This is a genomic window from Frankia gtarii (assembly GCF_025403375.1).
In the GTDB taxonomy this organism is placed as follows: Bacteria; Actinomycetota; Actinomycetes; order Frankiales; family Frankiaceae; genus Frankia; species Frankia gtarii.
Map to the genome: position 1 here is coordinate 26,992 of NZ_JAMPTM010000021.1, position 18,075 is coordinate 45,066.

General features: G+C 73.4%; 14 protein-coding genes and 1 riboswitch. Of the genes, 9 read left to right on the top strand and 5 right to left on the bottom strand.

Annotated elements, in window-relative coordinates:
- Window positions 1-319 precede the first annotated feature (319 nt).
- Window positions 320-1,663 (top strand): PP2C family protein-serine/threonine phosphatase, encoded by a 1,344-nt coding sequence (locus NBZ83_RS05875; protein WP_261574484.1) that lies wholly within the window; start codon window positions 320-322, stop codon window positions 1,661-1,663.
- An 81-nt stretch (window positions 1,664-1,744) separates the two neighbouring features.
- Window positions 1,745-3,646 (top strand): NAD-binding protein, encoded by a 1,902-nt coding sequence (locus NBZ83_RS05880; protein ID WP_261574485.1) that lies wholly within the window; start codon window positions 1,745-1,747, stop codon window positions 3,644-3,646.
- Between the two features lie 29 nt (window positions 3,647-3,675).
- On the opposite strand, the gene NBZ83_RS05885 is transcribed toward NBZ83_RS05880, so the two are convergent.
- Complete coding sequence (locus NBZ83_RS05885; RefSeq protein WP_438803292.1) at window positions 3,676-5,418, bottom strand: hypothetical protein; 1,743 nt, start codon at window positions 5,416-5,418, stop codon at window positions 3,676-3,678.
- Window positions 5,419-5,525: 107 nt separating this feature from the next.
- On the opposite strand from NBZ83_RS05885, the gene mptB reads away from it, so the two are divergent.
- Window positions 5,526-7,295, top strand: coding sequence for a polyprenol phosphomannose-dependent alpha 1,6 mannosyltransferase MptB (gene mptB, locus NBZ83_RS05890; RefSeq protein WP_261574486.1), 1,770 nt, complete (start codon window positions 5,526-5,528; stop codon window positions 7,293-7,295).
- Here mptB and NBZ83_RS05895 read toward each other — a convergent pair.
- On the bottom strand, window positions 7,204-8,622 hold the full coding sequence (locus tag NBZ83_RS05895) for a glycosyltransferase 87 family protein (protein WP_261574487.1): 1,419 nt from the start codon (window positions 8,620-8,622) through the stop codon (window positions 7,204-7,206). The genes mptB and NBZ83_RS05895 overlap by 92 nt on opposite strands.
- A gap of 196 nt (window positions 8,623-8,818) precedes the next feature.
- Here NBZ83_RS05895 and NBZ83_RS05900 point away from each other — a divergent pair, with 196 nt between their 5' ends.
- A complete protein-coding gene (locus NBZ83_RS05900) occupies window positions 8,819-10,075 on the top strand; it encodes a Glu/Leu/Phe/Val family dehydrogenase (RefSeq protein WP_261567392.1) in 1,257 nt (418 codons plus the stop codon).
- Between the two features lie 282 nt (window positions 10,076-10,357).
- Here the strand turns inward: NBZ83_RS05900 and NBZ83_RS05905 are convergent, their stop codons facing one another.
- A complete protein-coding gene (locus tag NBZ83_RS05905) occupies window positions 10,358-10,801 on the bottom strand; it encodes an RNHCP domain-containing protein (RefSeq protein WP_261574488.1) in 444 nt (147 codons plus the stop codon).
- Window positions 10,802-11,013: 212 nt separating this feature from the next.
- Here NBZ83_RS05905 and NBZ83_RS05910 point away from each other — a divergent pair, with 212 nt between their 5' ends.
- The 3 genes from NBZ83_RS05910 (at window position 11,014) to otsB (ending at window position 12,913) form a co-directional block, all read left to right on the top strand.
- Window positions 11,014-11,322 (top strand): DUF3263 domain-containing protein, encoded by a 309-nt coding sequence (locus NBZ83_RS05910; protein WP_261567390.1) that lies wholly within the window; start codon window positions 11,014-11,016, stop codon window positions 11,320-11,322.
- 8 nt (window positions 11,323-11,330) lie between these two features.
- Window positions 11,331-11,978, top strand: coding sequence for a LytR C-terminal domain-containing protein (locus NBZ83_RS05915; RefSeq protein WP_261567389.1), 648 nt, complete (start codon window positions 11,331-11,333; stop codon window positions 11,976-11,978).
- A gap of 86 nt (window positions 11,979-12,064) precedes the next feature.
- Window positions 12,065-12,913, top strand: coding sequence for a trehalose-phosphatase (gene otsB, locus NBZ83_RS05920; protein ID WP_261567388.1), 849 nt, complete (start codon window positions 12,065-12,067; stop codon window positions 12,911-12,913).
- Here the strand turns inward: otsB and NBZ83_RS05925 are convergent.
- Complete coding sequence (locus NBZ83_RS05925; protein WP_261574489.1) at window positions 12,891-14,447, bottom strand: alpha,alpha-trehalose-phosphate synthase (UDP-forming); 1,557 nt, start codon at window positions 14,445-14,447, stop codon at window positions 12,891-12,893. The two genes, otsB and NBZ83_RS05925, sit on opposite strands and share 23 nt — an antisense overlap.
- 205 nt (window positions 14,448-14,652) lie before the next feature.
- Window positions 14,653-15,447 (bottom strand): HAD family hydrolase, encoded by a 795-nt coding sequence (locus tag NBZ83_RS05930; protein WP_261567386.1) that lies wholly within the window; start codon window positions 15,445-15,447, stop codon window positions 14,653-14,655.
- Between the two features lie 229 nt (window positions 15,448-15,676).
- A riboswitch (SAM riboswitch) is annotated at window positions 15,677-15,792 on the top strand.
- A gap of 8 nt (window positions 15,793-15,800) precedes the next feature.
- Between NBZ83_RS05930 and thrC the strand changes: the two genes are divergently transcribed.
- Entirely contained in the window at window positions 15,801-17,078 is a 1,278-nt protein-coding gene (gene thrC, locus NBZ83_RS05935) for a threonine synthase (RefSeq protein WP_261567385.1), read from the top strand.
- Window positions 17,079-17,744: 666 nt separating this feature from the next.
- The coding region (locus tag NBZ83_RS05940; protein ID WP_308203769.1) for a TCP-1/cpn60 chaperonin family protein at window positions 17,745-18,075 on the top strand (331 nt) is incomplete at its 3' end.

Here is an 18,075-nt window from a genome sequence, read left to right on the forward strand (position 1 = left end):
CGTCGTGCCCGGCACGGGGTCCGGCGGGCAGCGGGCACCGGCAGGCACCACCCGGCGGCGGCACGCCGACGGCGGCCGGGCGGGCGCAGACCTCCGGGGTGCCGTGGTCCCGCCGCCGCATCCGACCGGCGAAACGATCATCGCGGCTGTCCCGTTCGCTCTACTCGGGGTCGTTGGAGTCTGGAACAATGACCAGCACCTGTGTCGGTGTCGCGACACACCAGGGGTTAGCGGTGCGCCGATGCCCTTGGGTAGGAGAAGGACGGCTGGCGACACGTCCGACAGCGTGATCGTGAATGGTTCGGCGAGGACGGAGGCCATGGGTAGCTCGCTGGTGCCGATCATGCTCATCGTGGTGCTGCTGGTAGCCCTGGTGATCTTCTTCGCTCTGAACAACCGGCCGGTTCGGCAGGGAAGCCAGCGCCGCGGCCGTGGACTGGACCAGCAGCGGCATCGCTCCGGTACGGTGCCGCTGCGAGACAGCTCCGACGCTGCCGCGCCGGATGGGATCGTGCCGGGCTTCACCGAGCCGGCGCCGGTCCCCCCCGCCGCACGGACGGCCGACGACGCAGGCGGCGGCCCGGAGGCGGGCGTGTCGTGGGGAGGGGACGTGACCGCGCAGGTTCCGGTCGGCGGGGAGAACAGTCGCGATCCCGACGCGACCGGTTGGACTCCACCCCCCGCCGCTCCGCCGTATCAGCATCAGCCCTTTGAGGATGAGCGGGAGGACGCCACCCGCTACTACGACCCGCAGACCGGTGACTACCCGATCGCGCCGCCCACAACGACCTTCGTGGCGCAGTCGGCCGCGCCGGACGCCGACCCGGCGGGTAGGCGAGCAGCCGCGGGCGACCCACGGCGGGAGAGCACGCCGACGGCGACCACCTATCCCAACACCGCCTCCGCCGCACCGCGGGAGCAGGCGACCGATCTGATGGCGACCGAGCCCGAGCAGACCACGGCCGCCCCGCTGCGCCTGGCCGCCGCCGGCCGGACCCGCCGAGGCAAGCGCGGCGGTCCCAACGAGGACGCGTTCGTCGTCGTGGACGGTCTGCTGGCGGTTTCGGACGGCGTCGGGGGCGAGGCAGCCGGCCAGATCGCCTCCACGCTGACCGTCACCACCGTGGCCGGCTTCCGTCCTCAGTACGCCGAGGATCCCCTGGAGGGTCTGCGCAAGGCGGTGGAGCGGGCGAATCGGGTGGTCCGTACCCGGGCCCGGGAGGAACCAACCTGGCTGGGCATGGCCTGCACGCTGGACGTCGTCATCCTCGGCCGGCAGCACAACACCGGCGAGTACCTCACCGTCGCCCACGTCGGCGACAGCTCGGTGTGGCTGCAGCCGGACCGGGGGCGCCCACGGGCGCTGACCACCCCGCACGCGATTCGCAACGGCCCGCTGCTGAACGCCGTCGGTCTCGCCGACGAGATCGAGGCCGACATCTTCAGCGAGCCGGTCCGGGCCGGCGACCGGGTCGTCCTCGCCAGTGACGGCATCACGAAGGTGATGACGCCCGAGCAGCTCGACGGCCTGCTCGGCGAGCTGGGCTCCGAGCCGCCCGAGCGGGCCGCGGATGCCCTCGTCGAAGCCGCCCTGCTCGCCGGAGCCCGCGATGACACCACCATCGTCGTCGCCGACCTGGTATCCGAGCCCTCCGCGCGGTGAGGCCGATCGGACGGCCGGCGCGGCGAACCCGGCGTCGGCGGTCTCGAGCGCGCCATCGGCAACCCGACCGGGACGGCCACGGTGATCAGCCGCGGCGCACCCGGCGGCCGGGGCGGGCGCGCCGGCGTCGGGCATCGACTCGAACGCTGGGCGGCCCGCCCGCAGCTTGTCGCCGGCCGGCTGGCCCGCTGGCTGCGCCGTCATCTGCTGGGGACGTTCGCCGTCCTCGGGGTGATCGCGTTCAGCCTCGGCCTGATCGGGATGTACCGGCAGTTCCGCAGTGAGCCGGCGATGTTCAACTGGCCCAACATCGTGTTCTTCACCGCGACTCTCTTCCTCGCCGACGGGACGGTCTTCCAGAACGGCGGGCGGTACCCACTGGCGCTGGAGATAGCGCGGTTCCTCGCGCCGGTGGCGACGGCCGTCGGAGTCGCCGACGGCGTGAGCACGATCTTCGCCCAGCGCTTCGAACGCTTCCGGGCCCGCCACGCCCGCCATCACGTCATCGTGTGCGGCACCGGTCCCACGGCGTCGGCGCTCGTCGACAAGCTCTCCCGGTCCAAACGGGTGGTGCTGGTCGCCGAGGACGCGGAGCGGGAGTATCCGGACGCCGAGCTCCCGCCCGGCCTGCTGCGGGTCGTCGGCGACCCGATGGAGCCGCTGGTGCTGGCGAAGGCCGGGGTCGCCCGCGCGGACGTGGTCTACGGTTGTCTGCCGGACACCTCGTCGAACCTGGCCATCGCCCTCGCCGCCCGGCGCCTGGCCGCCGACCGGGCGGAACAGCCGCTGCGCTGCGTGGCCCAGGTAGGCGACCTCTCTCTGATCCCGCACCTGCGCGCCCGACGGATCGGGTTCAATGACGACAGTGGATTCCGGCTGGACTTCTTCGCCGTCGAGGTGCTCGGCGCGCGCGCCCTGCTCAACCGCTACCCGCCGAGCTGGGCCGCCCCGGATCGCGGTGAACAACTGCCCGTCGTACCGGCGCCCCTGGCCGTCCTCGGGCTGTCAGGCCTCGGCCGTGCCCTGGTGATGGAGCTGGCCCGCCGCTGGCTGACCCTGGTCGGGGCGGCCGGCCCGCTGCTGCCCATCGCCGTGGCCGATCCGGCGGCCGATGAGATACTCGCCGCGTTGCGCGTCCGAGAACCCGCGCTCGCCCGGGTCGCGCTCACCGGTCACAACACCCCGAACAGCGAGCTGCCGCGGGCCGTCATGGAAGCGGATGGTCCCAACGGGCCCCCCGAGTTCGTCTACGTCTGCCAGAGCGACGAGGAACGGGCGCTGCTGTGCGGGCTGGACGCGGCGCAGGTGCTCAACGGCCGATTCGGGGTCGCGCGGACCACGGTCATCGTGTGCACCGGCCGGCAGCGCAGCCTGCAGGACGTCTTCGGCCGGCCGACGTTCCCCCGCCCGCCGACCCCGCTGCCGGGGCCACTGCTGGAGGACCTTCTGGGCGGCGTGCGCTTCTTCGCCGTCAACGACGAGGCGCTCCCGCTCGACCTCGGCGACACCGACCTGATCGAACGCTTCGCCCGGGCGAGCCACGAGCACTATCTGGCGGCGGAACGCCGCCGGGGCACCGCGATGGGGTCCAGACCGGCGATGGTGACGTGGGAGGAGCTCCCGGATGACCTGCAGGACTCCAACCGGGCGCAGGTCGCCCAGTTCGGGGAGATCCTGCAGACGGCGCAGACGCTGATGCTGATGCCGGCCGGGGAGACCGACACCGACTTCGCGTTCACCGCGGACGAGATCGACGAGCTCGCCCAGCAGGAACACCAGCGGTGGCGCCGGGAGCGGGAGATCCACGGCTACGCCCTGGGGCCGACCCAGCAGAGCGGTCCCGACCGCCGCCACCCCGCGATCGTCGACTGGTCGGCGTTGCCCGAGACCGACCGGGAACGCGACCGCGATGTCATCCGCAGCCTGCCGGCGATCCTCGCCCATGTGGGGCTGCGCATCGTCCGCCTCGACGATCCCGCCTGACTCCCGGCTGGCCCCGAGCGGGGCCGCCGTCAGGAGATGCGCTGGTCCACGGGGCAGTCCAGGGCGCTGGCGCGGGTCAGGCCGTCGACCGAGAGCCGGGCGGACAGCCGCACCGGCCCGGGTGCCTCCGTGAGGATGCCCGTCCAGCCGCCGGCGGCGCGGAACACGCACGCCCTGCCCTCCGACAGCCGCCAGTAGGGCGTGTAGTGGACGAGCACGGTGGCGACCCCCGGTGTGCGGAAGCGCACCGCCACCGAGCTCACCCCGAGCTCGGTGAGGCTCGCCGGCCCCTGCACCAGACCAGCGGAGTCGGTGACGAGCCAGACCTTCCAGTGCGGGTTCGCCCAGGCGAGCTCGAGGTAGGGCAGGCCCGCCCGCAGCAGTTTCGCCTCCGCGACGGCGGACGGGTCGAGCTCCACGTCGGGCAGGGCGACATAGCGGATGCCCCGGGCGAGCAGCCACTCGTGGTAGGTCTCGGCGTTGAGGCTGCTGTCGTAGAACAGCGCGTTGTACTTGCTGTCGAGCTGGCGCAGCCAGCCTCGGGCCATCGGCACGCTCGGCGCCACGAAACGCGCCTCCCAGTGGGCCCGGGTGAACGGAACCTCGACCCGGCCGGCCGGCACCGGAGCGCCGCGGTCGAGGTAGTCGAGCAGCTCGGTGTAGTACCCGGCGGACGAGGACGGATCGCCCTGGGTGAGCAGCGCGCCGTGGATCGGACCGATCTGCCAGCCGATCAGCGGGATCGCCACGATCGCGAGCACCCGGCGACGGTCGGCGAGCAACAGTGCCGCCGCGGGGCCGGCCAGCAGCGTCGCCGGCCGGGTGATGTTTCCCCCGACCTGGGAGGGGATGAAGAAGAACACCGCCGCCGCGGCCGCCCACAGCAGCAGGCCGTGGCGGATCGCCCGGGCGCCCTTCGGGACCACCAGCAGGCCCACCGCGATGAGCGCCAGCAGCGACAGGAAGGTCAGCGCCGGAAACGGTTGGTAGCCGTCCTCGGGGAAGGCGAGCGCGACGACGATGCCGGCCCCGGCACCGGCGAACGGCAGCACGCGCCGCCAGCCGATGGTCAGCAGCAGCGCGGCGCCGACGAGCAGCACGAACCCGGCGGCCAGGGGTGAGGCCAGCGACGACAGCACGGCGCCGGCCCAGGTCAGCTTCGCCCGGCGTTCGCGGGCCCCGAGCAGCGCCAGCGCGCCGAACGCCATGCCGAGGGCAAACGGCATCCGCCCGACGACGAGGTTCGACACCGTCGCCACGGCGAACCAGACGAGGACGAGGTCCTGCCCCGACCGCCGGCCCGGACCACGCAGCAGCCGGGTCACGATCACCGTGGAGGCGACGCAGGAGATCGCGCCCAGGAGCTGGACCCCCAACAGCGCACCGAGCGGCGGGAACAGCACGCTGTACCCGGGTATGGTGTGGCCGCCGTACCATTGATCGTCCCAGAGGACCGCCCCGCCGTGGCGGAACAGCCACACCCGGTACTCCTGGGCGGGGGTGTCGGGACCGGTCACGCCGAGCCCGACGCACAGCAGGCACAGTGCTGCGGTCAGCGTCCAGGGCCACCGGCGCACGGCCGCGACGACAACGAGCAGGCCCCGCACAACCGGCCCGTGATGCCGCGGCGGCTCGAGGGCAATGAAGGGGGTCTGGGGCAGTGGAGCCACGCGAGACCCGGTCTCGCCGGCCGGCAGCGCCACAAGCGAGGTCATCGGCCGACTACCGGGCGTGGCGTCGACCGGGGAGCCGGGCGCCGCGAGCGCTGTCACCCGCGACCTCCCAAGGCGCCGACGACGGTCCGTCCGCCGCATCCCACCGATCATCTCCCGCCAACCCACCGACAGGCGACCGGCCGGCCACGACCACCTTCTCTCCGGTGGCGCGCGGCGACCGCGGACCGTCCGCCAGCAGGGCCTCGACCAGCGTCATCTGGCTGATCATCGGCGGAACCGGCGCCGCGGTCGCGGCCATGCTGGCCGAGGGGCGGCTCGGCCCACGCGATCCGTACGTCACCGATCCCTCATCCTGGTTGGGAATTCTCCCATCGACCCCGCCGGCGGAGACGGCAAGGGGCGTTCTGGTCGGGCTGTCCGCGCTCAGCGTCATCACGCTGTGTCTGTGCTGGGCTCTCCTGGTGCGCGCGATGGCCGCCGGGCAGGTGTCCACCCGCGCCGGGCTCGCGGCGGCCGCTGCATGGAGCCTGCCCTTCGCCGTCGGCCCGCCGCTGTTCAGCCGGGACGTGTACGCCTACGCCGCCCAGGGCGAGCTGGCCCGGCTCGGTCTGGACCCGGCGACCCACGGCGTGGCCACCCTGCTGACGGCCGGGGCACCGGACGGTTCGGGCCGGGCGTTCGTGTGGGCGGTCGACCCGCGCTGGTGGCACACCCACACCCCCTACGGCGGCGCCGCGGTCGCGGTCGAGAAGGCCGCGGCGGCGATCGGCGGCGGGCCCGCCGGCACCGTCGTGGTGCTCCGAGTGGTCGCCGTCCTCGCCACGATCGCCATGATCGGCCTGTCACTGCGCCTCGCCGGGTCCGAGCCGACCCGGCGCCAAGCGGTTGCGGTCCTGGCCGCGGCGAACCCCGTGGTCGTCATCCACCTCGTCGGCAGCGCGCACCTCGACGCGATCGCCGCCATGCTCGTCGTCGCCGCCCTCGTGGTGGACCGCGCCACCCGCCGCGCGAGGCGGCCGTACCCGCAGGCGGCGGACCGGGGGCAGACCGAGGTGGGTGGGATCGTTGCGGGCGCAGCCGCGACGGGACTGGCGTGCCTGGCGGGCAACGTCAAGGCGACCGCCCTGCTCTGCGTCGGTTGGCTCGTGTTAGCCCACCTGCTGGCCGCGCGGCGGGCGCCCCGGCCGGTGCGGGCCGCCGCCGTGCGCCTCACCGCGGACGTCGTCGCCGTCGCCGTCGCCTCGGGCCTGAGCATCGCCGCCGCGGGTTTCGGCCCGACCTGGATCCGGGCGCTGTCGACATCGGGCGCCGTGACCACCGGAATCGCTCCCGCCTCGATCCTCGCCACGGCGGCCGACGGCGTGCTCGCGCTGGTCGGCGTACATCCCGCGGACGGCACGTCGCAGCGGGTGACCCGGGCGCTGTGCCTCGCGGCCGCGGCGGTCGTCGTCCTCGCGCTCGCCCTGCGCGCCTGGCGCCGGACACCACCGGCCGAGACGCCACCGGCCGAGACGCCACCCGCCGGAACGCCACCCATCGGGACATCGTCCGCCGGGACATCGCCGGCGGGCGCCGACCGGGCGTTCCGGTCCTTCGCCGACCACCGGCCCGACCTGGTCGTCGTCGGCTTCGGTGGTCTGGCCGTGGCGCTCGGCAATCCGGTGGTCTACCCCTGGTACCTCGCGCTGTGCCTGGCGCCGCTCGCCGTCCTCGCGGCACGCGGCGCCCCGGCCGGGCGGCGGGTTGGGCTGCTGGCGGGCACGGCCGCGGGACGCACCGCCGCCGCGCTGGTCCTGGCCTCCACCGTGCTGTGCTTCGCGACCCTCCCACCGCTCGCGGCCACCTGGCGGCTGCTCGGCACCGCCGGCGTGGCCGCCCTCGTCACCGTCGCCGTGCTGGCCGTCGCGGTCGGGGCCGCAACGGCGCTGCTGGCGGCGCGGCGGCGGCCCGCACCGCCCACCAGCACACCATGATCAGGCCGAGGTTGCGCGCCACCAGCAGCAGGCTCAACACGATCCGGCCCTGGATGACGTCGTTGTACCGCCACGGGTAGATGAGCTGGGTCAGCACGACGCAGGCCAGCAGCGCCACCGGCAACCGCGCGCGCGGTTGCCGCAGCCGGCCGCCGGTGCCGGTGCCGCTCGTGGCCGGAGGGTCGACTGCGAGCCCCGCGGCGACCAGCGCGAGGATCCACACGAGGTACTGCGGGCTGAGCACCCGGGCGGTGACGACGACCATGACGACGAGCGCGAGGGCTCGCCCGGCGAGCGTCCCGGCCACCGCCCGGGCTGCCCCGTCACCCGCCGGCAGCCGGCCCCGCGACCACCACCACACCGTCGCGCCGACGATGGCGACGGCCTCGAGCAGGCTGCATGCTGTGGCGACGACGCGCGCCACCGAGCCACCGAACTGCAGGGAACCGTAGGAGTAGTCGGGCGCCGGCCCGCCGAGCATGTGGGCGACGACGAACGGCGTCGCGGCCACCGCTTCGACCTGCAGCCCGCGGGCCTGCTGCGCGCCGAGAAAGCCGAGGGCGTCGCGCCACCATCCGGTCAGCGCTCCGACGACGGCGAGCAGCACCACGGCGCCCAACAGCCCGCCGACCAGGCGGGTCGCCCCCGCCCGCAGCCGGGCCGGCCACCGTGCCGGCGAGCCCGCCGGGACCGGCACCGCGACCAGCAGCAACAACGGCCACACTTTGAGCAGCGCACCGACGCCGAGGTGGAATCCGGCGCGGCCGAACCGGGCACGCGACACGGCGAGCACCGCGGCGACCGCCGCCGCCGCCGGTAGCAGGTCGAATCGGGCCAGTGCCACCGGGCCCAGCGCGGTGATCCCGACCACCCAGAACAGCGCCGCGCCTCGGTCGCGCCGCGCCAGCGCGGCGGTCACCGCGAGGTCGGCGAGAAGCGTCAGCGCGAGGAACGCCACCCGATAGGGCACCGCCGAAAGGGTGTGAGCGAGCTCCGGTAGCACGAGCGCGACCGCCGCTGCAGGCGGGTACTGCCAGCGATCATCGCCGACGGGCAGGCCACCGCCGTGGCCGAGATCGTGCGCCCAGCCGGCGTAGATTCGAAGATCACCCAGGACGCTCTGCTGAGCACCGAACGTCTGGCCGGCCAGGACCCCGACGACGAGCAGCGCGTGGCTGAGCAGCCAGGCACCCCACAATCGACCGGCGGTCAGACGGGGGGCACCCGGACCGGTCCGGGATGTGGCCACCGGGCCGCCGCCGGCGACCGGCTCCGGGGCCGGCGGGCGGGGCGGCCCGGCGGACGGGGCCGACTGATCCGCGCGCACGACCGCGACCGTACCCGCCCGTTCGGGCGGCCCGAGGCGCGCCCTCGATGCGCCGGGCGGAGGGCCTCTGTCGTCACCTATTGTTTGCGCCATATCGAGTCACTGCCACGGCACGCAACGGAGCGCGCCGTGGCCGACGAACCCGGCGGCGCGTTCGGCGGCGGAGGGTGACTCGAAATGCGCCGCGGAGGTGCCTGTGATCCTCGGATCCGGCTCAGCATGGGACACGGCCTGCGTTCAACTGGCGAACGCGGCCCGTCATCTGGGCCTCGACGATGGACTGCACGACCTGCTCCGCACGCCCCGCCGGGCGATCACCGTCAGCGTGCCACTGCTGCGTGACGACGGTTCGCTGATGGTGCTGACCGGCTACCGCGTCCAGCACAACCTCGCCCGCGGCCCCGGCAAGGGCGGCATCCGCTACCACCCCGACACCGACCTCGACGAGGTCAAGGCGCTGGCGATGTGGATGACCTGGAAGTGCGCGCTGATGGGGATCCCCTACGGCGGGGCGAAGGGCGGCATCGCCGTGGAACCGGCGCTGCTGTCCCGCCAGGAACGCGAGCGCATGACCCGGCGCTACGCCGCCGAGCTCGTTCCCCTGATCGGGCCGGAAAAGGACATTCCGGCCCCCGACGTGGGCACCGACGAGCAGACCATGGCCTGGATCATGGACACTTACTCCGCCCACACCGGCCACATCGCCACCGGTGTCGTGACCGGCAAGCCGCTGTCGATCGGCGGCTCCGCCGGGCGGGCCGGGGCGACCAGCCGCGGCGTGCAGCTCGCGCTGTTCGCCGCGCTGCGCCAGACCGGGCGGGACCCGCACGACACGACCGTCGCCATTCAGGGTTTCGGCAAGGTCGGGGCGCTCGCCGCCCAGTACCTGCACGACGCCGGCTGCAAGGTCGTCGCGGTCTCGGACGTCAAGGGCGGCATCTACAACCCGCAGGGTCTCAACCCGGCGGCCCTGATCCGCCACCTCGCCGAGGGAGCGGAGACCGTCGTCGGGTTCCCCGGCACGGACACGCTCACCAACGACGACCTGCTCGAACTCGACGTGGACGTCCTGCTCCCCGCGGCCCTCGAAGGCGTGATCACCATCGAGAACGCCGACCGGGTCAAGGCCCGAATCATCGTCGAGGGGGCCAACGGCCCGGTGACAGCCGAGGCCGACCGGATCCTGGAGGACCGGGGCGTGATGGTCGTGCCGGACATCCTCGCCAACGGCGGCGGCGTCGCGGTCTCGTACTTCGAGTGGGTGCAGGACATGCAGGCCTACTTCTGGTCCGAGGACGAGGTCAACGACCGGCTGCGGACCCTGATGGAGCGGGCCTACGGCGAGGTGGCGATGCTCGCCACCACGCAGGGCATCAGCATGCGCAAGGCGGCGCACATCATCGGGGTGAGCCGGGTCGCCGAGGCCCACCAGACGCGCGGCCTGTACCCCTGAGGGCCCGCCTGCCGATCCGCCGTTCCCACCTGAACCAGGCGTCCCTTCCCCCACGGGTCGCGACCCCGACCAACGGGGTACTCGCCGGCGCGAGGTGACTCGCGCCGGCCCCGAACGGGCCGCGCCGGGCGGCATCCCGGGCCCTCGGGCCCAGGGCTGCCACCGGACGGTGCCGGTCGCCGAGTTGCCGAGGGTGACCACGGTCAAGGCCACCGATCGTGCGAGCTCTCGGCAACTCGTGCGGCTGCCCGACCGGGCGCACCGGACCAGGACGCGAGCCGCTCAGCGGCCGCGGCCGCGGCCGGTGCGGGCGCGGCCGGTGCGGGCGCGGCCGCGCCGCCGTGGCCGGGCACCGGCGGAGTCCGGCCCCATCAGAGATCCCATCTCGGGGAACGCCACTTCGGTGGTGGAGAACACCGCCGCCTGCGCCGCTGCTGCGGCGACGGCGAGCAGGGCGTCACGGTCGTCGGCCGGCGCGGTGCGGTTTCGCCGGCGGTGGCCGCAGCGCTCGCAGGCATGCGTGAGGATCACCTCATGCGCCCGGGTCTCGACGGCCACCGGACGCATCACCCCACCGCAGCCGGCCGTGCGGTCGCCGGGATGCACGTCGACGTGGCGCGAGCACAGGCATGATGGGCAGTGGTTGGTATACCCGTCGCCGCGCACGGCGGTCCCGCAGACGAGGCAGACGAAGTCCTCCGTGGTGCGGGTGAAACGCCGGGTCACCGGTCCAGCGTAGAAGCTCCCCAGTCGATGCGGGCCGGGCTGGGCGGGTATGGGCCCGCCGGTGCGATGGCCGCCCGGAATGTGTGTTCCCGGAGACGACCGGGGATGTCGGACCCTCGGGGTGAAATAGTGGGCGGCGAACCATACCGGGCGTGGCGTGGCTGCGTCCGAGCGCGCTCATCGTCCCGGCCGCGTCCCGAGGAGGTCCCGCTGTGCAGGCAGCTCAACCCCTGCCGCCCGAGGAACCCGGGCGGACGAGCACACCGGCCGCGGAGCTGTCCGACCGCGACCGGCGCATCCTTCGCTTCGAGCAGGGCTGGTGGCGCCATCCGGGGGCGAAGGAGGAGGCGATCCGCGCCGAGTTCGGTCTGTCCTCGACGCGCTACTACCAGATCCTCAACCGACTGATCGACTCGGACGCGGCGCTGATCACGGATCCGATGCTCGTCCGGCGGCTGCGCCGACTGCGCGAGCAGCGCCGGGCCGCCAGGTCCGGCCGCCGGGACCGGGTCGAGGAGTAAAGCGACATATGACGCATGGCACGAGCGCGCCGCCGCAGCGCCGACCTCCGGGCCGGCCCGCGGACCGGCTGCACGCCGTGGTGGCGGGAGCCATCGCCGTCACCGCCGTGCTCGTCGGCATCCTGCTGGTCAACCTCCTCAACGGCAAGTCCGACCCCGAGCCGCCGAACCCGGTCGCGGCGCCCTCCCGCACCCCGGACGGCGGCAGCTCAAGCCCGTCGTCCTCCGTGCATCGCACGACGCCCACGGCCTCTCCGACCCACCGCCCGAGCCCGGCCGCGACGACGCCACCCGCCGAACGGCCGGCATCGGCGACATCGGTGCCGCCACCGGCGCAGCCGGGCCGACGGCCTCCCGTGACGGCGCCGGTGGTCGTGCTGAACAACTCCCGGATCTCCGGACTGGCGGAGAAGGCGGCCGGGCAGGTCGAGGCCGCCGGGTTCCCCGTCGAGCGGACCGGGAACTTCCAGTCGATCTACGACGTGCCGGTCTCGACGGTGTTCTACGACGACTCCGACGCCGCGGCCGCCCAGGCACTCAAGGACGCCATTCCGGGCATCGAGAAGATCATTCCCCGCTCACAGACGAGGATCGTCTCCACCGGCGCCCTGATCCTCGTCATCACTCGCGACTTCCCCGCCGACCCGGAAAAATGATCAGTGATCGTTCCGCCTGAGACATTCCCCGGTGGGCATGTCCGCCGGCCCTCGACCATCGACGACAGCGACCCCGGGAAGGCTCCGTGAGCGATTCCGCCCAGCACAACCCGCCCGCGCCCCGCACCCCCGCCGGCGGGGCCGGGCTCGCCGCCCTGCTCACCGCGCCCGACCGCGCCCTGATCGCCCTCGACTACGACGGCACCCTCGCTCCAATCGTCGCCCGCCCGGTCGACGCCGTCCCCGCCGCCGGGGCGCTCGAGGCGCTGCGCCGGATCTCCCACGTGGTGGGCACGCTGGCGATCATCACCGGGCGGCCGGTCGACGCACTGCTGGAGCTGACCGGGGTGGACAAGCTCCCCGGCCTCGGCGAGCTGGTCATCCTCGGCCAGTACGGACTGCAGCGATGGGACTCGCAGTCGCGCACGATCACCAGCCCCGAGCCGCTGGCGGGCGTCGCCGCCGTCCGCGGAGCACTGCCCGAGCTGCTGCGCGACGCCCCCGCCGGCACGGTCGTCGAGGACAAGCACCAGGCGCTCGTCGTGCACGTACGCCGCACCGCCGACCCGGACGCGGCGCTGGCCGCGCTCGCCCCGGCCCTGACGACCCTCGCCGAGGAGCATGGGCTGGAGGCTGCCCCGGGCAAGAAGGTGCTGGAACTGCGCCCGCCCGGGCACGACAAGGGGGGCGCGCTGCGCGAGCTCGTCGCCGCCCGTGGGGCACGTTCGGTGCTCGTCGCCGGGGACGACTACGGCGACCTGCCCGCCTTCTCCGCCGTCGACGAGATGCGGGCAGGCGGGCTGCCCGGCATCACCGTGTGCAGCGACAGTCCCGAGGTCCCCGCCGTGTTGCGGGAGCGCGCCGACCTGGTCGTCGGCGGCCCCGCCGGCATGGTCGCGCTGCTGGAGGTGCTCATCGAGCGCCTCGGTGGCTGACTGGCGTATCGGCGCGATCCGCGGCGAGGGCGGCGAGCTGGTCGGTGAACCAGACCCGCGGCGGCAGCCGGCCGGCCACGGCGGCGAGTTCGCCGGCGCGGCGTCGGCGGTCGGCAGCGGGCATCGTCAGCGCCGCGTGTAGGGCCTGCGCGGTCGCCTGGATGTCGAAGGGATTGATCACCAGCGCCGCCCGGCCCATCTCCGCGCAGGCCCCCGCCTCCCGGGACAGCACCAGCACAGCGTCGTGCCGCGACAGGACCGGCCCCTCCTTCGCGACGAGGTTCATCCCGTCCCGGATCGGATTGACGACGAGCACCTCGGCGAGCGTGAGCGCGGCGATCGACCGCGGATAGTCGTCGGTGATCTCCAGTCGCAGCGGCAGCCAGGTGTCCGTGGCGAACTCATCCTCGATCTCCGCGGCGAGCCGCTGCACCGCCGCCGTGTACTCGCGGTACTCCGGCAGATCGTGTCGCGACGGGTAGGCGCAGACCAGGTGCATCACCTTGCCGCGCCACTCCGGGTGGGTCCGCAGCAGCTCCCGGTAGGCGGCGAGGCCGCGCACGATGTTCTTGGACAGCTCGGTGCGGTCCACTCGGACGATCAGGCGCCTGCCCTCGGCCAGCTCGACGAGCTCCGCCGCCCGGGCGGCGACGTCGGACGCGTCGGCCCGGCCGCGCAGCTCGTCGGCGTCGACGCCGAGCGGGTGCACCCCGATCCGCACCGTGCGGCCGGTCCCCACCGCCCCGGCGGGCGGCGCCACCGTGATCGCGCGCCGCTCGACCCGCACGCCGGCCAGACCGCGGGCGCACTCGATGAAGGCGTCGGCCCAGGCGTCGGTGAGGAACCCCAGCCGGTCGGCGCCGAGCATGCCGCGCAGGATCTGCTCGCCGACATCGTCGGGCAGCATCCGGAAGTACTCCGGCGGCGCCCACGGGGTGTGACTGAAATGGGCGATGCGCAGGTCCGGGCGCAGCCGGCGGAGCTGCCCGGCGACGAGGGTCAGGTGGTAGTCCTGGACGAGCACCGAGGCGCCCGGGGCGGCCTCATGCGCCAGCGCCTCGGCGAACATCGCGTTGTACGCCTCGTAGGCCGCCCAGTCGCGGCGAAACGACGGGTCGAACACGGGCTGCGAGGCCGGGGCGTAGAGCAGGTGCTGGACGAACCACAGGATGCGGTTCGCGACCGCGTTGTAGGCCCGGTCGAACACGACCCGGTCGACGTCGAGCATCCGCACGGCCGTGCCGCCGGTGTCGTGGCCGGCGAGGTCGAGCCGGCCGGCCGGTGCGGCGCGAACCGCGCGCCGGTCGGCGTCGCCGAGCGCGGCGCACACCCAGACCATCGGCAGGGCATCGGGCGGGGCATCGGCAGCAGCCTGGCTCAGGCCGCTGACCAGGCCGCCGGCCCCCCTCCGCAGCACCAGCTCACCGTCGTCACCGGTGACGAACGCCACCGGGCCCCGGTTGGAGGCGACCAGCACCCGCGCTGTCCCCCGCGCCAGAGGACTCGCCGACGTGCCCTGCTCGGCTTCCCGCATCCGCTGCACACTGCGGAGGGTAGGCCATCCGGACGGCCGCACAGGCCGGACCACCGGCCACACCACGGCCATCCGGCGCAGGTTCCGTCGGAAACGACCGGCTATCGTCCGTCCGGTGTCCGGCCGCCGGCCGGTCCGCCAACAGCGGGGAAACCGCCAGCGAGCCGGCGGCGAACCGCGCCCCGACGGAGCAGACAGCGACGGATCAGACGGCGGCTGACCGCACCGCGCTCGCCCAGCCGGCGCCGACCGTGCCCGCCTCGACCGTCACGTTGTCGTAACGGGCAAGCAGGGCGGTGATGTCGGGATGGCGCATTGCGTTCGCAACCAGGTGCATCCGGCCGACGTGCGGGGCCATCGTCAGGTCGCTGGCGGAGTCGCCGATCGCGATCGCCTCGGCCGGGGACACGCCCCGGCGCTTGAGGTCGTAGGCCACCGCGTCGCCCTTGCCCACCCCGCCGGGAACGAGGTGGTACACGTGCGGTGCCACCCCCAGCTCGGGCATGTGGGCCGGCGAGATCAGGCCGTTGTCACGCATGCTCAGCCAGGCGAAGCCGATCTCGGCGAGCCAGCCGTCGACCTCGCCGACGTCGATGCGGCCACGGAGCATGACGTCGACCTCACGGCCGGTGTGCCACGGGGCGTGCAGCTCCAGGCGGCCTGGATAGCGCTCGATCAACTGGTCGAGCAGCGACTCGGGGACCTGGTCGAAATCGGGTGGCATGGCGCCGCGCAGGATCTCGCTGTCTCGCCCGTCGTTCCAGCCGACGATCGCCCCGAGCTCCCCGATGAAGCCGTCCGCGCCGAAGATCTGCGCCGCCTCGAGCAGCTGCGGCCGGGTGCGGCCGCTGACCAGCACCAGCGCGATGCCGGCCGAGTGCAGCTCGGTGAGCGCCTGCGCCGGGTCCAGGGTGATCGCCCCACCCTCGGCGCGGAAGAAGCAGCCCTTCGGGCCGACCATCGTGCCGTCGAGATCGGTGTAGACGACGCGAATACTCACTGTCACGGACTCCCTGGTCTGCGAGGTGGGTCGGCCCGCCGCCGCTGCTCGGGCACCGGGCGGGGACGGCGGTCGCCGGACGCGGGCCCGGCGTGCCCTGCGCCGGTGAACATTGTGGGGGCCAAGGCGGACCGCACCCGGCGAAACACGATCTCATGACCGTGAACCACGAAACACCGGTGCACGATCTCCGGCCCACGGTCTACAGTACGGACAGACAACTTCATCTGGCTCATCCAGAGGGGCAGAGGGAACGGCCCTGTGAAGCCCCGGCAACCTCCCGCATCCGATGCGCGGCAGGTGCTAATTCCGACCCGTGGCAGGTTGCCCCGGGAAAGATGAGGAGCTTCTTTATGACTCTCGCGCCCGAGCGTGCCGGCACTCCCGCCCTCGACGTCGCGAACCCCGCGGTCGGGCTATCTTGTCGCCACTGCGGCGCCACCTACCCGCTCTCCCCGGCCCACGTCTGCGTGGAGTGCTTCGCCCCGTTGGAGATCTCCTACGACCCCGACCTGCTGGGTCGGGTCACCCGGGAATCCATCGAGCGCGGGCCGGCCAACCTGTGGCGCTATGTGGGCCTGCTGCCCGCGGGGCACGACCCGGCGCGCCGGGTGTCCCTCGGTGCCGGCTGGACGCCGCTGCGCCCGGCCCCGCGCCTGGCCGCCGAGTTGGGGATGAAGACGCTCTACGTCAAGGACGACAGCGCCAACCCGACGCATTCGTTCAAGGATCGCGTCGTCTCGGTGGCCCTCAGTGCCGCCCGCGAGCTCGGGTTCACCACGGTGGCCTGCGCCTCGACCGGCAACCTCGCCCAGTCCGTGGCCGCGCACGCCGCCGGGGCCGGCCTGCGCTCGGTGGTGCTGGTGCCGCACGACCTGGAGGCCGGCAAGACCGTCTCCACCGGTGTGTACGGCGGAACCCTCGTCGCGATCCAGGGCAACTACGACGACGTCAACCGGCTGTGCAGCGAACTGGCCGGCGAGTACGAGTGGGCGTTCGTCAACGTCAACGTCCGGCCGTTCTACGCCGAAGGCTCCAAGACGCTGGGCTACGAGGTCGCCGAGCAGCTCGGCTGGCGGCTGCCCGAGCAGGTCGTCGTGCCGATCGCGTCCGGCTCGCTGCTCACCAAGGTCGACAAGGCGTTCGGCGAGCTCGGCAAGCTGGGCCTGGTGGAGCCGACGCCCTACCGGGTCTTCGGCGCGCAGGCAGCCGGTTGCAATCCGGTGGCCGCGGCGTTCGCCCGCGGGGTCGACACCGTCGCCCCGGTGCGGCCGTCGACGATCGCGAAGTCGCTGTCCATCGGTAACCCGGCCGACGGACCCTACGCCCTCGACGTCGCCCGCCGCACCGGCGGCGCGATCACGGACGTCAGCGACGACGAGATCCTCGAGGGCATGCGGCTGCTCGCCCGCACCGAGGGCATCTTCGGCGAGACCGCCGGCGGCGTCACGGTCGCGAACCTGCGCCGTCTGCTGCGCGAGGGCCTGCTCGACCCGGCCGCCGAGACCGTCATCTACAACACCGGCGATGGGCTGAAGACCCTCGACCCGCTGGTCGAGACCGGCGGGCCGACGGCCACCATCAAGCCGTCTCTGCGCGCCTTCGAGGCCGCCGGCCTCGGCGACGACTGACCGACCAGCGGTCCCTGGACCCGCAGTGCCGCCCCGCGCCCACGCAAGCGCGACCCCGCGCCTCGCTGCGACGGTCCCCCGGACCCGCGATCCGGACCCCCCGCGGCGCGGTTCCTTGCCTTTCCCGAGGGGCCAATCAGACACGAGACCCTCTGGAAGGGCAAGGAAGTCGCGGGCCCGGCACGCCCGGCGGCCACTGATGCAGGTCCGCCCCGTGCTTCGGCGGGGTACCCCGCCGGCCCCGCGCCCGGCGGGGCGAGGCGGCGCCCACGAGGCAGGCCAGGGCACGCCGGTACCGGACGGCCCCCTGTGTCGCCTACCCGACAACGGGCCGGCATCCGCCATGTTCGCAGCCCTTCCACGAGGTTGGCAGAGGATGTCGCAACGCCGCACCGGGTCACGGACCGGGCCACGGACCGGGCCGGAGAGGCGGCGGTGCGCGACGCGGAGAAGCGGCAGCGAGCTTGCACTCACCCATGCCGAGTGCTAAACAAGACTTAGCACTCTCGCCTAGGGAGTGCCAAAGGCTGAAACGGCGAGGCTGCCCGATCCGCCCGGCATCCACGGTGGTTGCACCGGGGCCGGAGTCGGCGGGAGCCGTCCGTCGCGGGCGTCGTTGTGGCCAGGCCATCGAACCTGCCATCCCACTGGGAGGACCCAGAAACCATGCCGAAGATCATTGCCTTCGACGAGGAGGCACGGCGCGGCCTGGAGCGCGGCATGAACCAGCTGGCCGATGCGGTCAAGGTCACGCTCGGTCCGAAGGGTCGCAACGTCGTTCTGGAGAAGAAGTGGGGCGTTCCCACGATCACCAACGACGGTGTGAGCATCGCCAAGGAGATCGAGCTCGAGGACCCGTACGAGAAGATCGGCGCGGAGCTCGTCAAGGAAGTCGCGAAGAAGACCAACGACGTCGCGGGTGACGGTACGACCACCGCGACGATCCTGGCTCAGGCTCTGGTGCGTGAGGGTCTGCGTAACGTGGCCGCCGGCGCGA